General features: G+C 72.9%; 16 protein-coding genes, 1 pseudogene and 1 riboswitch. Of the genes and pseudogenes, 10 read left to right on the top strand and 7 right to left on the bottom strand.

The features are described 5' to 3' along the window. Nucleotides 1-15: 15 nt before the first annotated feature. From ACFY4A_RS13250 to ACFY4A_RS13240, 3 genes and pseudogenes are all read left to right on the top strand, one after another. Nucleotides 16-1,035, top strand: a complete 1,020-nt coding sequence (locus ACFY4A_RS13250; RefSeq protein WP_390829525.1) for a hypothetical protein — start codon at nt 16-18, stop codon at nt 1,033-1,035. Between the two features lie 43 nt (nt 1,036-1,078). Beyond that, nucleotides 1,079-1,480 carry a hypothetical protein gene (locus ACFY4A_RS13245; protein WP_390829524.1) on the top strand — a complete coding sequence of 134 codons (402 nt, stop codon included), beginning with the start codon at nt 1,079-1,081 and terminating at the stop codon, nt 1,478-1,480. Then, nucleotides 1,422-1,775, top strand: a pseudogene (locus ACFY4A_RS13240) (S1 family peptidase); the annotation flags it as partial. The gene ACFY4A_RS13245 and the pseudogene ACFY4A_RS13240, both read left to right, overlap by 59 nt. A gap of 58 nt (nt 1,776-1,833) precedes the next feature. Here ACFY4A_RS13240 and ACFY4A_RS13235 read toward each other — a convergent pair. The 7 genes from ACFY4A_RS13235 to ACFY4A_RS13205 form a co-directional block, all read right to left on the bottom strand. Beyond that, nucleotides 1,834-2,019, bottom strand: a complete 186-nt coding sequence (locus ACFY4A_RS13235; protein ID WP_390829523.1) for a hypothetical protein — start codon at nt 2,017-2,019, stop codon at nt 1,834-1,836. 154 nt (nt 2,020-2,173) lie between these two features. Continuing rightward, a complete protein-coding gene (locus ACFY4A_RS13230; RefSeq protein ID WP_390829522.1) occupies nt 2,174-2,869 on the bottom strand; it encodes a L,D-transpeptidase family protein in 696 nt (231 codons plus the stop codon). A gap of 137 nt (nt 2,870-3,006) precedes the next feature. After that, entirely contained in the window at nt 3,007-3,813 is an 807-nt protein-coding gene (locus ACFY4A_RS13225) for an SDR family NAD(P)-dependent oxidoreductase (protein ID WP_390829521.1), read from the bottom strand. Nucleotides 3,814-3,978: 165 nt separating this feature from the next. Then, complete coding sequence (locus tag ACFY4A_RS13220) at nt 3,979-4,893, bottom strand: SDR family oxidoreductase (protein WP_390829520.1); 915 nt, start codon at nt 4,891-4,893, stop codon at nt 3,979-3,981. Between the two features lie 178 nt (nt 4,894-5,071). Next, nucleotides 5,072-5,701, bottom strand: a complete 630-nt coding sequence (locus ACFY4A_RS13215) for an MBL fold metallo-hydrolase (RefSeq protein WP_390829519.1) — start codon at nt 5,699-5,701, stop codon at nt 5,072-5,074. Beyond that, complete coding sequence (locus ACFY4A_RS13210; RefSeq protein WP_390829517.1) at nt 5,701-6,786, bottom strand: S-(hydroxymethyl)mycothiol dehydrogenase; 1,086 nt, start codon at nt 6,784-6,786, stop codon at nt 5,701-5,703. The genes ACFY4A_RS13215 and ACFY4A_RS13210 overlap by 1 nt, the downstream gene beginning before the upstream one ends. Before the next feature lie 133 nt (nt 6,787-6,919). Then, nucleotides 6,920-7,219, bottom strand: a complete 300-nt coding sequence (locus tag ACFY4A_RS13205; RefSeq protein ID WP_390829516.1) for a hypothetical protein — start codon at nt 7,217-7,219, stop codon at nt 6,920-6,922. A gap of 173 nt (nt 7,220-7,392) precedes the next feature. On the opposite strand from ACFY4A_RS13205, the gene ACFY4A_RS13200 reads away from it, so the two are divergent. The 7 genes from ACFY4A_RS13200 to ACFY4A_RS13170 all read left to right on the top strand — a co-directional run bounded on the left by ACFY4A_RS13200 (nt 7,393) and on the right by ACFY4A_RS13170 (nt 15,335). Beyond that, nucleotides 7,393-7,749 (top strand): nuclear transport factor 2 family protein, encoded by a 357-nt coding sequence (locus ACFY4A_RS13200; RefSeq protein ID WP_390829515.1) that lies wholly within the window; start codon nt 7,393-7,395, stop codon nt 7,747-7,749. Between the two features lie 241 nt (nt 7,750-7,990). Further along, nucleotides 7,991-8,076, top strand: a riboswitch (ZMP/ZTP riboswitch). Between the two features lie 20 nt (nt 8,077-8,096). Next, the gene (locus ACFY4A_RS13195; RefSeq protein WP_390829514.1) at nt 8,097-8,945 is read left to right on the top strand and encodes a bifunctional 5,10-methylenetetrahydrofolate dehydrogenase/5,10-methenyltetrahydrofolate cyclohydrolase; all 849 of its coding nucleotides are present in this window, start codon (nt 8,097-8,099) and stop codon (nt 8,943-8,945) included. A gap of 196 nt (nt 8,946-9,141) precedes the next feature. Further along, on the top strand, nt 9,142-10,371 hold the full coding sequence (locus tag ACFY4A_RS13190) for a glycosyltransferase (RefSeq protein ID WP_390829581.1): 1,230 nt from the start codon (nt 9,142-9,144) through the stop codon (nt 10,369-10,371). 328 nt (nt 10,372-10,699) lie between these two features. After that, nucleotides 10,700-11,206 (top strand): (2Fe-2S)-binding protein, encoded by a 507-nt coding sequence (locus ACFY4A_RS13185; RefSeq protein WP_390829513.1) that lies wholly within the window; start codon nt 10,700-10,702, stop codon nt 11,204-11,206. Further along, nucleotides 11,203-13,593 carry a xanthine dehydrogenase family protein molybdopterin-binding subunit gene (locus ACFY4A_RS13180; protein WP_390829512.1) on the top strand — a complete coding sequence of 797 codons (2,391 nt, stop codon included), beginning with the start codon at nt 11,203-11,205 and terminating at the stop codon, nt 13,591-13,593. Before ACFY4A_RS13185 ends, ACFY4A_RS13180 begins: the two co-directional genes overlap by 4 nt. Next, nucleotides 13,590-14,444 (top strand): FAD binding domain-containing protein, encoded by an 855-nt coding sequence (locus ACFY4A_RS13175; RefSeq protein ID WP_390829511.1) that lies wholly within the window; start codon nt 13,590-13,592, stop codon nt 14,442-14,444. Before ACFY4A_RS13180 ends, ACFY4A_RS13175 begins: the two co-directional genes overlap by 4 nt. A gap of 15 nt (nt 14,445-14,459) precedes the next feature. After that, entirely contained in the window at nt 14,460-15,335 is an 876-nt protein-coding gene (locus tag ACFY4A_RS13170; protein WP_390829510.1) for an AAA family ATPase, read from the top strand. Nucleotides 15,336-15,351 lie beyond the last annotated feature (16 nt).

Below are 15,351 nucleotides of genomic sequence, written 5' to 3'. Positions count from 1 at the left end.
GGGGCGGCGGGACGGATGGCGCGGGACGGAGTACGGGAGGTCGCCTGCGACGAGTCGGGGTCGGACGGTGAGAACCTCACCGCCGGCAACACCGACGTCTTCGCGCACGCCAGTGTGCTGCTGCCGGTGGAGTGCGCCGCCGGGTGCGTGCGGGAGATACGGCACCGGATCCGCTCGCCCGCGGAGGAGTACAAGGCCAGCCACCTGCTGCGGGAGAAGCACCGGGCGGTGCTGGAGTGGGTGCTCTCCCCTTCCGGGCCGCTGTACGGGCACGCCCGGGTGGACCTCACCGAGAAGGCGTTCTTCGTGGTGGACCGGGCCCTGGACCTGTTGCTCGGGGACACGGCCGGGGCGGACGTCCTGTACGCGGCGGGAAGAGAGGCCTTCGGCGCGGACGAATGGCGGCGGTTCCTGCGGGCGGCCAACCGGCTGCTGCGGGCCAGGAGCGACGCGGCGCCCGTGGACCCGGTGGACGCCTTCTTCGCCTGCGTCGAGGCGCCGCGGTGTGCGGGGGCGCGGGAGACTCCCGAACCGGCCGCGGCGGTCCTGGAGCGGCTGGCCGGCAGCCGAGAGCGCGCCGAGGCCTACCGCGCCCGGGTCGCCGCAGGCCCGCCCCTGATTCCCGTGCTCAACCCGCTGCCGCCCGCGATCGTGCGGACGGCCGTGCTGTGGAACGAGCCGCCGACCGCCGTGCGGCTCGTGCACGACCGGCAGAACATGCTCACCCCCGACCGCGTCGACTGGCTCCTGCGAACGGCCCGGCAGCGGGGCGTGGCCCTGGACGGCGTGGAACTCGTCCACTCGCGATCGGATCCGCGGGTGCAGATCGCCGACTTCCTCGCCGGCGTCGCCCGCAAGCTCGCCTCCGACGAGCTGAACGGGTACGGCGACCCGGTGCTCACCGCGCTGCTGCGCCCCTATGTCGGTGCGGCCTCCGTCTGGGGGGACGCCCCGAGCTGGGCCCGCCTCGGACCGCTTCCGGACGGCCCCGGCCGGGAGCCGCGGGCCGGCTCGGGTGCGCGCCTCCCCTGTTGACCGGGCGCCCCCGAGGAAGATCACCCGAGCGCCGAACACGGCCGTGCCGGGCGACAGAGGCTGCCCGCTGTTCTCCGAGGGCATCGCCCTGGGGGTGACCTCGGGCGGCAGCGGCGACTGCGCGAGGGGCGGTACGACGTTCTTCCAGCCGGTCGCCAAGGCGCTGTCCGCGCCTGACGTGCGGCTGATCGTGTCCGACGCGCGGCAGGGCACCGGCCGGAGCGCGGAGCCGTCCGCCCCGGCCACCCACGGCGCCATCGCGCCCGGCGCGGCCTCCCCCGGCTCCCCGGCGCCGGTGACCGGCACCGCCGACGGGACCACGCCGCTCTCCCGGCTCTCCGACCCGCACAACGCCGGCCCCGGCCTCCTGGTCATGGGCGGCAGCCTGCGCGAGGGGCGGTACGACGTTCTTCCAGCCGGTCACCAAGGCGCTGTCCGCGCCTGACGTGCGGCTGATCGTGTCCGACGCGCGGCAGGGCACCGGCCGCAGCGCGGAGCCGTCCGCCCCGGCCACCCACGGCGCCATCGCGCCCGGCGCGGCCTCCCCCGGCTCCCCGGCGCCGGTGACCGGCACCGCCGACGGGACCACGCCGCTCTCCCGGCTCTCCGACCCGCACAACGTCGGCCCCGGCCTCCTGGTCATGGGCGGCAGCCTGATCGCCCTGGTGGCCACCCGATGGCTCCGTACGGAACGGGACCACAAGGCCTACCAGAGGTACTACTCGGCGACGTGGGGCTGACGGAGGGCGGAGACGGCCGGGCCGGCGGGGAGGTCGGAGAACGGAGGTCAGGGCCGGCTCAGGCCGCCCTCTCGGACTGCGGGGCGGCCGCGGCCCACTCCATCACCAGGCGCTGGTACTCCTCGCGCTGCTCGGTGGTCAGTATCCCGCCCGACCTGAGCCACAGCGCCCGGATCTCCTCGTTGACCTCCGCGGCCGATCGCTCGGAGGCGGGTTCAACACTGGTGGACATGCCGTGAAGCATATGCCGCCCGACGTGAAGGCGCTGTGAATAAGTACGAGCGATACGGACATATCGGACCGTGTTGCTCATCACGTCAATTCAGCAGGTCACCGACGTGAGTTCACACCTCTTCACACCTCGGCAACGGGTCGCGGCACCGGCCGTGCCCCGACCGTCAGGTGCCCGGCTTGCGGCCGTAGACGAAGACGTCGTCGCCCTTCTTCAGCAGCGACCAGTATTTCTTGGCGTCCTTCGTCGTCATGTTCACGCAGCCGTGCGAGCCCGGCGGGTTCCACATGCTCAGGCCGACGGAGTGGAAGGCCTGGCCGCCGTCGAAGAACTGGCTGTAGGGCATGGGCACGTTGTAGAGGGTGGAGACGTGGTCGATGTCCCGCCAGTAGATCTTCTTCAGGCCGGTGCGGGTCGTGTACCCCTTGCGTCCCGTGCGCACCGGCACCGGCCCGTAGACGAGCCGGCTGCCGTCCTGTATCCAGCTGAGCTGGAGCGTGAGGTCGACACAGGCGATACGGCCTTTGTTGACCGGGCACTTGCCGCTCTTGTCGGGCTTCTTGCCCACAGCCTTCTGCTTGTTCATGAGATCCATCACGCCCCAGGTGACGGAACCCGCGTAGCCGATGTTCGGCGTGATGCCGTGCTTGTTCTGGAAGGCCCGGATGGCCTTGCAGTCGGCGGCCGACTGCCGTCCGTCGACCGGCCGCCCGAGGAACTTCTCCACCTTCTTCTGGTACGGCCCCGCCTTCGTCGTGCAACTCGCCGCCTGCGCCGGTGTGGTACCGAGCGCGAGCGCGAGCGGCGCCACCAGCCCCGTGACGCCCAGTACGACCGCTCCCCGCCTGCCGATTTGCCTCATAACGGCCTTGCCCCCTCGGTGCGTTCCGGCACTTCCCGACACCTAGACCGTTGGCGGGGCACACCGGTTGCAAAGCGGCGCGTGCCGAGACGAAACGGTGACACTCGCCCGGCCGTCGAGGCCGGGGCCGGGTCCGCTCAGGTGTCCGCCTCTTCCCGCTCCTCCTGAACGGCCGCGCGGAAGGCGGTGTTGACCGCGGTGAGGCCACCGTCGACGGTCAGGGTGGTGCCGGTGATCCAGGCCGCGTCGCGGGAGGCGAGGAAGGCCACCGCGGCGGCGATGTCCTCGGGTTCGCCGACCCGGCCCAGCGGGTACAGGCAGCGGACCCGGTCCAGTTCGGCCTCCCGCCCCTCCCAGGCCGAGGTGCGGACCGTGCCCGGCACCACCAGGTTGACGCGGACCCCGCGGGCGGCGGCGTGTCCGGCGAGGGTGCGGGTGAGCGAGGCCAGCCCCGCCTTGGCCGCGCTGTAGCCGTGGTTGCCGAAGTCCTGGACGCCGTTGACCGAGCCGATGCTGACGATCGCTCCCCTGCCGCCCGCCGCCAGGTGGGGCAGGGCGGCGCGGCAGCAGCGGTAGGCGCCGGTCAGGGTGACGTCGAGGTCGCGGGCCCATACCGCTTCCGGGCCGTCCTCGAACAGCGGGGTGTCGGGCGTGCAGTGGGCCGCGCAGTTGACCAGGACGTCAAGGGATCCGAAGGTACGGACGGCCAGTTCCACTGCCGCCGGGACCGCGTCCCGGTCCGCGACGTCCAACGCGTGGGCCCGCGCGGTGAGTCCGCGCTCGCGCAGCGCCGCAGCCGTCTGCTCCGCCACGTCCCCGTCCACGTCGGTGACCAGGACCCCGGCCCCCTCCTCGGCCAGCCGGCGCGCGGTGGCCGCGCCGATGCCCCGGCCCGCGCCGGTGATGAGAACCCCGTGTCCATCGAATCGCCCACTGTCCGTCATGGGCCGAACCTACTGCCCAGAAGGGCCTCCCGGGCAGTCAGCGCGCGCATGTCCCCCATCCCGCGACTTGGCGCAACTCCTCGCGTTCATCGGCGCCGTGGCCGGCGGACCCGGAGGAGCGGCGGCTCGGCCGGACGCGATCAGCGGCGGTCCGGCGGGCTCCGGTCAGCGGTAGCCGGTCGGGTCGGCCGGCCGGCCCGCGTCCTGGACTTCGACGAGGTAGCGCCAGGCGTCGGGGCGGCTGCCGTCCAGGTCGGTGAAGCCGTAGACCCGGGCGAGGCCGCCGCTGGAGAGGGAACGGCCGTTCCAGCGCGCCACCTTGGGATCCGCGGCCAGGGCGGCGACGGCGCGGCCCACATAGCGCGGGGTCTCGGAGATGGCGAAGTGCGGGACGCGGTCCAGGGCGTCGCGCCAGTTGTCCTCCCGGACCCCGAAGTGGTCGAGCATCAGCTCCGAGCGCAGCCAGCCGGGGGTGAGGGCCACCGCGGTGGCGCCGCGCGGGCCGACTTCGTGGCCGAGCGCGAAGGCCATGCGCAGAACGGAGGCCTTGGCGAGGTCGTAGAAGAAGTTGACGCGGTAGGTGTCCCGGTTGTACTCGGCGGTGCCGTCGGTCATCTCCACCACCAGGCCACCGGGGTGACGCAGCAGCAGCGGCAGGGCATAGTGGCTGGTGATCGCGTGTGTCTCCACCGCGAGCCGGAGCAGCCGCAGTCCGTTGTCGAGGTCGTGCTCCCACACCGGGGTGTCCCACGCGAAGAGGTGCTCCGCGCCCCAGATGTCGTTGACGAGGACGTCGAGACGGTCCTGCTCGCGCGCGATGCGGTCCACGAGGGCGCGGACCTGGTCGGGCTCCAGGTGGTCGGTCGGTACGGCGATGCCGTGGCCGCCCGCCTCGGTGACCAGGTCGGCGGTGTCCTCGATGGTCTCGGGGCGGTCGTACTCCGAGCGGCGGGCGCGGGTGGTCCGTCCGGTGACGTAGACGGTGGCGCCGGCCGCGCCGAGCTCCACCGCGATCCCCCGGCCGGCTCCCCGCGTCGCCCCCGCGACCAGCGCGACCTTGCCTTCCAATGGGCCCTGCATGTGCGACCTCCCGATGCGTCTTCCGTCGATGCCGTCATCGAGGATGCCCGGGAAACCGGACATCTTCTGTCGCCTTTGGGGGCGGGAAACGGGAAACGCGGACGGGCCGCACGAGCGCCTCTCGGCCTCGTGCGGCCCGCCCTCCGGACTCGTTGGCTCCCGGCCCGGTCCCGCCCAGTCAGTGCCCGCGGGCGATCCACTCCTGGAGGTGCGGGGCCTCGGCGCCGATGGTGGTCGCGTCGCCGTGGCCGGTGAGGACCTTCGTCTCGGGCGGCAGCGTCAGCAGCCGGTCGCGGATCGAGTCGATGATCGTCGGGAAGTGGGAGTAGGAACGGCCGGTGGCGCCGGGGCCGCCCTGGAAGAGCGTGTCCCCGGTGAAGACCACGCCGAGTCCCGGGTCGTACAGGCAGATCGCGCCCGGGGCGTGGCCGGGCGTGTGCAGGACCTTCAGGTCGGCGCCGGCCGCCTCGATGACCTGGCCGTCGACCAGGTGCTCGTCGGGATCCCGGTTCGGGTGGGTCATCTTCCACAGCGGCAGGTCGTCGGCGTGCAGCCAGATCGTCGCGCCGGTGAGGTCGGCGAGCGCCGGGGCCGCGTTGACGTGGTCGTTGTGGGCGTGGGTGCACACGATGGCGGTCAGCCGGCGGTCGCCGACCGCCGCGGCGATGGCCTCCGCGTCGTGGGCGGCGTCGATGACGACGGCCTCATGGTCGTCGCCGACGATCCACACGTTGTTGTCGACGTCCCAGGTGCCGCCGTCGAGCGTGAACTGCCCGGAGGTGACGAGGCGTTCGATGCGGGCGGCCATCAGAGCACCACCACCGAGCGCAGCACGTCGCCGTGGTGCATCCGCTCGAACGCCTTCTCCACCTCGTCCAGTTGGATGGTCTCGGTGACGAACTTGTCCAGCGGCAGGCGTCCTTGCAGGTGCAGGTCGATGAGAATCGGGAAGTCCCGGGAGGGCAGGCAGTCGCCGTACCAACTCGACTTCAGCGCCCCGCCGCGTCCGAAGACGTCCAGCAGCGGCAGTTCCAGCTTCATCTCCGGTGTCGGCACCCCGACCAGGACGACCGTGCCGGCCAGGTCACGGGCGTAGAAGGCCTGCCGGTACGTCTCGGGGCGGCCGACCGCCTCGATGACGACGTCGGCGCCGAAGCCGCCGGTCAGCTCACGGATGGCCTCGACCGGGTCGGTCTCCTTGGAGTTGACCGTGTGCGTGGCACCCATGGTGCGGGCGGTCTCGAGCTTGCGGTCGTCGATGTCGACGGCGATGACCTTCGCCGCGCCCGCCAGGTACGCCCCGGCGATCGCCGCGTCGCCGACGCCGCCGCAGCCGATGACGGCGACCGAGTCGCCGCGGCCGACGTTGCCGGTGTTGATCGCCGCGCCGATGCCGGCCATCACGCCGCAGCCCAGCAGACCGGCCACCGCCGGGGAGACCGACGGGTCGACCTTGGTGCACTGACCGGCCGCCACCAGGGTCTTCTCGGCGAACGCGCCGATCCCGAGCGCCGGGGAGAGTTCCGTGCCGTCGGTCAGGGTCATCCGCTGACGGGCGTTGTGGGTGTCGAAGCAGTACCAGGGCCGCCCGCGCAGGCAGGCGCGGCACTTGCCGCACACGGCCCGCCAGTTGAGGATCACGAAGTCGCCGGGCGCGACGTCGGTGACGCCGTCGCCGACCGACTCCACGACCCCGGCGGCCTCGTGGCCGAGCAGGAACGGGAACTCGTCGTTGATTCCGCCCTGCTTGTAGTGCAGGTCGGTGTGGCAGACGCCGCAGGCCTGGATCCGTACGACGGCCTCTCCCGGCCCCGGGTCCGGCACGACGATCGTCTCGACCCGCACCGGTTCGTTCTTGCCGGGTGCGATCACGCCGCGCACTTCCTGCGCCATGGTGGTGGTCCCTTCCGTCGAGCGGTGTACGTCCTCCGACCCTACGTCCGATTGATCGGTAAGGGCACCGAGGGGGGCCTCTGATCTGCGGGGACGGGCGGGCGAGGCGCCGGCGCCCGGCCAGCCGGACGGATCAGTGCTGGATGGCGGGAACCAGCCCGAAGACCGGCGAGACCAGGCCGGTGACCTGGTTCAGCCGGTTCACCCGGTTGAGATCGCGTACATGGTCGACCCCGGAGAGCTGTTCGGAGGCCGTGGCCAGTTCGGCCCGGTGCTCGGCCTGGACACCGGTCCCGGGGAGCGAGTCGAGCAGGCCGAGGGGCTGGAGGCCGCCGACGGACGGGGCGCCCGCGGCGCTCGCGGGCAGCGCGGTCGGGCCCGTGACCGAGACGGCGAGTCCGACGGCGGCGACGACGCGCCGAGTGCAGATCATGCCCTCGGCAACGCCGTCCGGGCCCGCCCGGACACGGGCTCGCGGCCGCGCTCACCCGTCGGGCGCAGCGCCCGGACCGCGTTTGCCGTGCCCGCCGGGGCGGAGGAGTCTCGAACTGTGAGGTCCGTCGCGGCCCGCTCCTTCCCGGGCCGCGGCCCTCGTAGGAGGTCATCATGTCCACCTCGGCAAGCCCCGCCTTCGACACCGACACACTCCGCCGCGGCATCGAAGGAGACACGGCGGACACGCTGCTGTCGCTCTACGCGGACGACGCGGAGATCCGCATCGTGGACCGCAACACCCAGCCCAGCAGCCCCAAGGTCCTGCACGGCCGGGACGAGATCGGCACGATGCTCCAGGACGTCTACGGCCGCGACATGACGCACCGCCTGGAGCAGTGCGTCGTGCAGGGCGACCATGCCGCGTACGTGGAGTCCTGCCAGTACGCGGACGGCGTCCGTGTCCTCGCGGAGTCCATGGTGTCGCTGCGCGACGGCAGGATCGCCGAACAGATACTGATCCAGGCATGAGACGAATAGGCAGGAAGGCCACCAGGTTCCAGGTCGGCTCCCGCCTGCCCTTGACCTTCTCGGCCCGCGCCGGCCTGGGCCGGTCCCGCTCGGCCCTGTCGCGCCTGCCGGGGCCGGCGTCCGCGGCGTCCCGCCTGGCGTCCGCCGCGCTGGTCCGGTCGCTGCGGCGGGCGGCGCGGCCTCGTCAAGGCCGCACGCAGCGCGCGGCCTTCGCCCCGGACCGGCCGTGTCGGTTAGGGTGAGACGGGACCGTGACTGGCGCTGAGGTGGAGCACCACCGGGGAGCGGTCCACGCAGAGTCGTGAGCCGCGCGCCTGGGCGATTCCCCGAACGCCCAGGAGTGGACCATGTCCCAGGCCCGTCCGATGGACGGCACCGCGCTCGCCCGCCGTGTCGTCGAGGAGACCGCCCAGAAGGCCGCCGCACTCACCGAACGCACCGGTACGGTGCCCTGTCTGGCGACCGTGCTGGTCGGTGAGGACCCCGCCTCCGTCACTTATGTGCGGATGAAGCAGAACCGCTGCCGCAAGGCCGGTATCGACTCCCGCCACGTGGCGCTGCCGGCCGCGACCACCACCGAGGAACTGTTCGGCACGCTGCGGTCGCTGTCCAAGGATCCCTCCGTGCACGGCATCCTGCTCCAGCACCCCGTCGGCGAGCACATCGACGAACGGGCCGCGTTCGAGGCGATCGCGCCCGAGAAGGACGTCGACGGGGTCACCTGTGCTTCGTTCGCGGCGATGAGCTTCGGCCTGCCGGGGTTCGTGTCCTGCACGCCCGGCGGCATCCTGCGGCTGCTCGACGAGTACGACGTCGAGCTCCGCGGCCGCCGCGCCGTCGTGGTGGGCCGCAGCGCGATCCTCGGCAAGCCCGTGGGGATGCTGCTGCTCGCGCGGGACGCGACGGTGACGTACTGCCACTCGCGGACTTCGGACCTGGCGGCCGCCGTGCGCGAGGCGGACATCGTGGTCGCCGCGGTGGGCCGGCCCCGGCTCATCCGCGGCGAGGACGTCAAGCCCGGCGCCGTCGTGATCGACGCGGGCTACAACCCGGGCAACGTCGGCGACGTCGACTTCGACTCCGCCGTGGAGCGGGCCTCGCTGATCACCCCGGTGCCCGGTGGTGTGGGCCCGATGACGATCGCGACGCTGCTGGAGCAGACCGTGACGGCCGCCGCCCGGCAGCTCGAGGTGTGACCGGCGCGTGGCGTGCGGTGCCCTCGCCGCCGGTCCCCGCCGCGTGCCACCGGTCCGCGCGGGGCCGACGTAGCGGCGGCCCGCTGCGGAACCGCGGCAGGGGCCGGAGCAGGGGTGAAGGCACCGACACCCCTCGGGTCGTTCACGGGCGGCGGGCGGCCGCGCGGCCATACTGACCGTCGTGCGCGTAGCGATCATGACGGCCGGATCCCGGGGCGACGTCGCTCCCTTCACCGGACTGGGGCACGGCCTGGCTCTCGCGGGTCACGAGGTCACCCTGGTCACGCACGGATGCTTCGAACCGCTGGTCGCGGGCTCGGGCCTCGGCTTCCACCCGCTGCCGGTGGACCCGCGGGCCGAGCTGGAGTCCTCGCGCGGGCGGGGGCTGCATCGCAGCGCGACCGGCGCGGGCAAGATGCTGCGGGCCGTGGGTCTTGTGCGGTCGGCCATCGCCCGGATGACGGACGACCTGATCGCGGCGGCCGAGAAGAGCGACCTACTGCTGCTCGCCGGCTCGCTGGGGCCGGTCGGGCACGCCATCGCCGAGGCGCTGAACCTGCCCAGCATGGGCGCCCATCTGCAACCGCTCTCCCCTACAAGGGAGTTCGCTCCTCCGCTGCTGGGCGGCGGACACTGGGGCGCGGCTGCGAACCGCCTCGCCGGGCACGGTGTGAACCTGGCCGTGGAGCGGGTCTTCTCGGCGGCCGTACCCGCCGTACGGAGCCGGCTGGGGCTGCCGCCCGCCCGCGCCGGCACCGGGCGGCGCATCCGCCGGGGGCAGCGCCTGCCGGTGTACCACGGCTTCAGCCCGCTCGTGGTGCCCAGGCCCCGCGACTGGCCCAGTGCGCTCCAGGTGTGCGGGTACTGGTGGCCGTACGACCGTTACACACAACTCCCGGACGAGCTGTGGGACTTCCTCGACGCAGGCCCTCCGCCGGTCTACGTGGGGCTGGGCAGCGCCACCGTGCCCGACCCCGAGCGGCTCAGCGACAGCATCGTGCGCGCGCTGCGCCGGGCCGGACTGCGCGGTGTGGTCCAGCGGGGTTGGGCGGGGCTGGAGGCGTCCGGCGAGGACATGCTGACCATCGGCGAGGTCCCGCACTCCGCGCTGTTCCCGCGGCTGGCGGGCGTGGTGCACCACGCCGGGGCGGGCACGACCGCGGCCGGGCTGCGGGCCGGCGTCCCCGCGGTGCCCGTGCCCGTCCAGTTCGACGAGGGCTTCTGGGCCGATCGTCTCGTCACTCTCGGCGTGGCACCCTGCGCGGTTCCGCTGCGCGCCCTCACCGCGGACAGCCTCGCCGCGGCCCTGGTCCGTGCCACCCGGGACTACGGCCACCGCGAACGAGCGCGGGCCCTCGGCGCCCGGATCCGCGAGGAGAACGGACTGGCACCGGTACTGAACGCGGTCGAACAGCTCGCCCGCTAGGGCCTCCGGGCGGCCGGGTGGCCACCGGATGCCCGGCAGCCGGCGGGGCGGGCGGCCGCCCTGGCCAGGGGACATCGCAACCAGGCGGTGCTCCGCCCGTACCGGAGGCCGTCGGATGCCCGGCGGCCGGCGGGGCGGACCCGTTCGCTGCCCGCCTCGTCCCGGGACGCCTCGACCCGACAGAGCCGGAGGCGTCGGGGCAATGGATTAACCGTCAACAAAGCCTGTCGCACCACTCGCCGCCGCCCTGACACGGCCATAGAGTGACGTACACCACACGGTCGACGATATTTCCCCCACCCACGCCCATACGGTCCCCGGAGGGAACATGACCCATATCTCGGTCACGGTGGACGGCACGGCCTACGAGGACGAGGTGGAACCCCGTCTTCTGCTGGTCCACTATCTGCGCGACCGCCTCGGACTGACCGGTACCCCGATCGGTTGCGACACCTCGAACTGCGGAGCCTGCACGGTCGAGTTGGACGGCACGAGCGTCAAGAGCTGCACGGTGCTGGCCGTCCAGGCGGACGGCGGCGAGGTGACCACGGTCCAGGGACTGGCGAAGGACGGCGAGTGGACGGAGCTGCAGCGCGCGTTCCACGAGCGGCACGCGCTGCAGTGCGGCTACTGCACCCCTGGGATGATCATGGCCGCGCGTGATCTGCTGCGGGAGAACCCCCACCCCGACTCCGACGAGGTGCGCAAGGCGCTGGAGGGCAACCTGTGCCGGTGCACCGGCTACCAGAACATCGTCCGCGCGGTGCTCGCCGTCGCCGAGGGGGAGACGGCCTCCGGTGAGCGGACCGGGTCCGCACAGGAGGTGACGGCATGACCGACCAGGCCGTCGAACGCGAGGTCGGCAGGGCCCGGCTGCGCAAGGAGGACGCCCGGCTGATCACCGGGCAGACCAACTGGACCGACAACATCACCGTCACCGGACTGCTGCACCTGGCCGTCCTGCGCAGCCCCATGGCGCACGCCCGCATCGAACGGATCGACGTCTCCCCCGCCCTGGAACGCCCCGGCGTCGTCGCCGCCTTCAGCGGCCGCGACCTCGCCGAGGGACTCGGCTCGCTGCCCTGCGCCTGGCCGGTCACCGAGGACATGGTGCTGCCGGACCACCCGCCGGTCGCGGTCGACGAGGTGCGCCACGCCGGTGACCCGGTGGCGGTCGTGGTGGCCCGCGACCGGTACGCGGCGGCCGACGCGCTGGAGGCGATCGAGGTCGACTACGAGCCCCTGCCGCCGGTCCTGGACCTGGAGGAGGCGCTCGCCGAGGACGCGCCGCTGGTCCACGCCGACAAGGGCACCAACCGGGCCTATGTGTGGCCGCTGAAGACCGGCGAGGACTTCGAGGCGGTCAAGCAGCGCGCCGACGTCGTCCTCAAGCGCCGCTACCGGCAGCAGCGCCTCATTCCCAACGCCATGGAGCCGCGCGCGGTCGTCGTCACCCCGCTCGCCGCCTCCGGGGAGTTCACGGTGTACTCGGCGACGCAGATCCCGCACATCCTGCGGATCATGCTCTCGGTGGTCACCGGCGTGCCCGAGCACAAGCTGCGGGTGGTCGCGCCCGACGTGGGCGGCGGCTTCGGCTCCAAGCTCCAGGTGTACGGCGAGGAGGCCATCGCGGTCGAGGTCGCGCGCAGGCTGGGACGGCCGGTGAAGTGGACCGAGTCCCGCTCCGAGGGCTATCTGGCCACCCACCACGGCCGCGGCATGATCCAGGACATCGAGATCGCCGCGACCCGCGAGGGCCGGCTGCTCGGCCTCAAGGTCGACCTGCTCGCCGACATGGGCGCCTACCTGATGCTGGTCACTCCCGGCATCCCGATCCTGGGCGCGTTCATGTACCCGGCGATCTACAAGATGGACGCCTACGAGTTCAACTGCACCGGCGTGTTCACCACTCGCACCCCGACCGACGCCTACCGCGGTGCCGGGCGCCCGGAGGCCACGTACGCCATCGAGCGGGCCATGGACGAACTCGCCGCCGAGGTCGGTCTGGACCCGGTGGAGGTGCGGCGGCGGAACTGGATCCGGCACGAGGAGTTCCCGTACACCTCCATCGCGGGCCTGACCTACGACAGCGGGAACTACGAGGCGGCGACCGAGAGGGCGCTCGCCCTGTTCGGGTACGACGACCTGCGCGCCGAGCAGCAGAAGCGCAACGAGCGCGGGGACAGCGTGCGCCTGGGCATCGGCGTGTCGACGTACACGGAGATGTGCGGGCTGGCGCCGAGCCGGGTGCTGCGGGACCTGAGGTACTCGGCCGGCGGCTGGGAGGCGGCGAGCATCCGCATGCTGCCCACCGGCAAGGTCGAGGTGGTCACCGGCACCAGCCCGCACGGGCAGGGCCACGTGACCTGCTGGAGCCAGATCGCCGCGGACGTGCTGGGCGTGCCGTTCGAGGACGTCGAGGTGCTGCACGGCGACACCCAGGCAGCCCCGCAGGGCATGGACACCTACGGCTCGCGCTCACTGGTCGTGGGCGGGTCGGCGGTGCACCGCGCCGCCGAGAAGGTGGTCGCCAAGGCGCGGAAGGTCGCGGCGCACCTGCTGGAGGCCAGCGAGGACGACCTGGAGTTCGAGGGCGGCGTGTTCTCGGTGAAGGGCTCGCCCGAGGCGCGCAGGACCATCCAGGAGATCGCCTTCGAGACGTTCACCTCGCACGACGTGCCCGACGGCATGGAACCCACCCTCAACTCCGAGCACCTGCTCGACCCGGAGAACTTCTCCTACCCGCACGGCACCCATCTGTGCGCGGTCGAGGTCGACACCGAGACCGGCCGGACCCGTATCCGCTCCTACGTCTGCGTGGACGACGTGGGCCGGGTGATCAACCCGGTGATCGTCGAGGGGCAGGTGCACGGCGGACTGGCCCAGGGCATCGCGCAGGCGCTGTACGAGGAGGCCGTGTACGACGCGGAGGGCAACCTGGTCTCCGGCACGATGGCCGACTACCTGGTGCCGTCGGCGGCGGACCTGCCCGACTTCGTGACCGACCGGACCGAGACGCCCGCGGTCTCCAACCCGCTCGGCGCCAAGGGCGTCGGCGAGGCGGGCACCATCGCATCGACGCCCGCCGTCGTCAACGCGATCGTGGACGCGCTGCGCCCGCTGGGCGTGCACGACGTGCGGATGCCGTGCACCCCCGAGCGGGTGTGGGAGGCCGTGCGGTCCGCGCAGGCGCAGTCGGCACAGAAGGAGGCCCCGGCATGATTCCCCCCGCATTCGACTACGCCCGCCCGACCAGTGTCGACGAGGCCGTGCGCACACTCGCCGACGCGGGCGAGGACGCGAAGGTGCTGGCCGGGGGGCAGAGCCTGCTGCCGCTGCTGCGGCTGCGGCTGGCCTTTCCCGAACTCGTCGTCGACATCGGGCGGATCCCCGAGCTGCGCGGGGTCCGCGAGGACGGTGACACGCTGGCCATCGGGGCGCTGACCACGCACCACGAGGTCGTCCACGACCCGCTGGTGCGGCGGCACGCGGGCCTGCTGGCCCAGGCCACCGAGACGGTGGCCGATCCCGCGGTACGGCACCGGGGAACGCTCGGCGGCTCACTCGCGCACGCCGACCCGGCCGGGGACCTGCCCGCGGTGGCGCTGGCGCTGGACGCCGAACTGGTCGCCGAGGGGCCCGGCGGGCGGCGCACGATCCCGGCGCGCGAGTTCTTCGCCGACTATCTGCAGACCGCGCTGGCCCCCGACGAGCTCCTGGTGGAGGTACGGGTGCCCAAGCGGGAGGGCTGGGGCTACCGGTACGAGAAGTTCCACCGGGTGGCGCAGTCCTGGGCCATGGTCGGCGTGGCCGCGCTGGTGCGGCGCGACGACGGGGGCATCGCGGAGACGCGGATCGGGCTGACCAACATGGGCGCGACCCCGCTGCGGGCCGCGGCGGCGGAGGAGGCGCTGGCCGGTGCCGGCGACGCCGACGCGGTGGCGCGGGCGGCCCAGTCGGCGGCCGAGGGCACCCGGCCCTCGCGGGACGCGTCGGCCTCGCCCCAGTACCGGGCGCACCTCGCACGGGTGCTGACCAAGCGGGCGGTCCTGGCCGCCGCCGGGATGGGGTGAGCGCCGATCACTTCCATGGACAGCCCCGAGCAGGTGCGCTCCCGTCTGGAGGAGACCGGCTACCTCGTCGACGACGGGCTCGCCATCGCCTGCTTCCTGGCGCTGCGGCTGCACCGGCCGGTCTTCTGCGAGGGCGACGCGGGCGTCGGCAAGACGGCGCTCGCCTCCGCCCTCGCCGAGGCACTCGACGCGCCCCTGATCCGGCTCCAGTGCCATGAGGGCATCGACGCCTCCCAGGCGCTGTACGACTGGGACTTCCCGCGTCAGCTGCTGCATCTGCGGGCCGCCGAGGCTGCCGGGGTCAGGGACGCCGAGCGGCTGGAGCGCGAGCTGTACGACCGGCGGTTCCTGGTCGCCCGGCCGCTGCTGCGGGCTCTGCAGACGCAGCCGTCGGTGCTGCTGGTCGACGAGATCGACCGCGCCGACGACGAGTTCGAGGCGTTCCTGCTCGAGGTGCTGTCGGAGTTCCAGGTGACGATTCCGGAGCTGGGCACCCTGCGGGCCGAGGTGCCGCCGGTGGTCGTCCTGACCTCCAACCGCACCCGCGAGGTGCACGACGCGCTGAAGCGGAGGTGCCTGTACCACTGGTTCGACCATCCCGGCTTCGGCCGCGAACTCGCCATCGTCCGGCGCAGGTTGCCGCAGGTGTCGGCCCGTCTCGCGGAGCAGGTGACCGCGCTGGTGCAGGCCCTGCGCGCCGAGGACCTGCTCAAGCCGCCGGGTGTGGCCGAGACCCTGGACTGGGCACGCGCCCTGGAGGCCCTCGGGGCCGACGAGGTGGACGCGGAGCTGGCGGTGGCCACCCTGGGATCGGTGCTGAAGTACCGCGAGGACACCGACCGGGCCCGTGGTCTGGACTTCGCCGCGGTCCTCGCGGGACGGGGAGCGTGATCGGCGTGGCCGGGGA

Source organism: Streptomyces sp. NPDC001292 (assembly GCF_042896465.1).
GTDB lineage: Bacteria > Actinomycetota > Actinomycetes > Streptomycetales > Streptomycetaceae > Streptomyces.
This window is presented reverse-complemented; position numbering and strand designations above follow the sequence as displayed.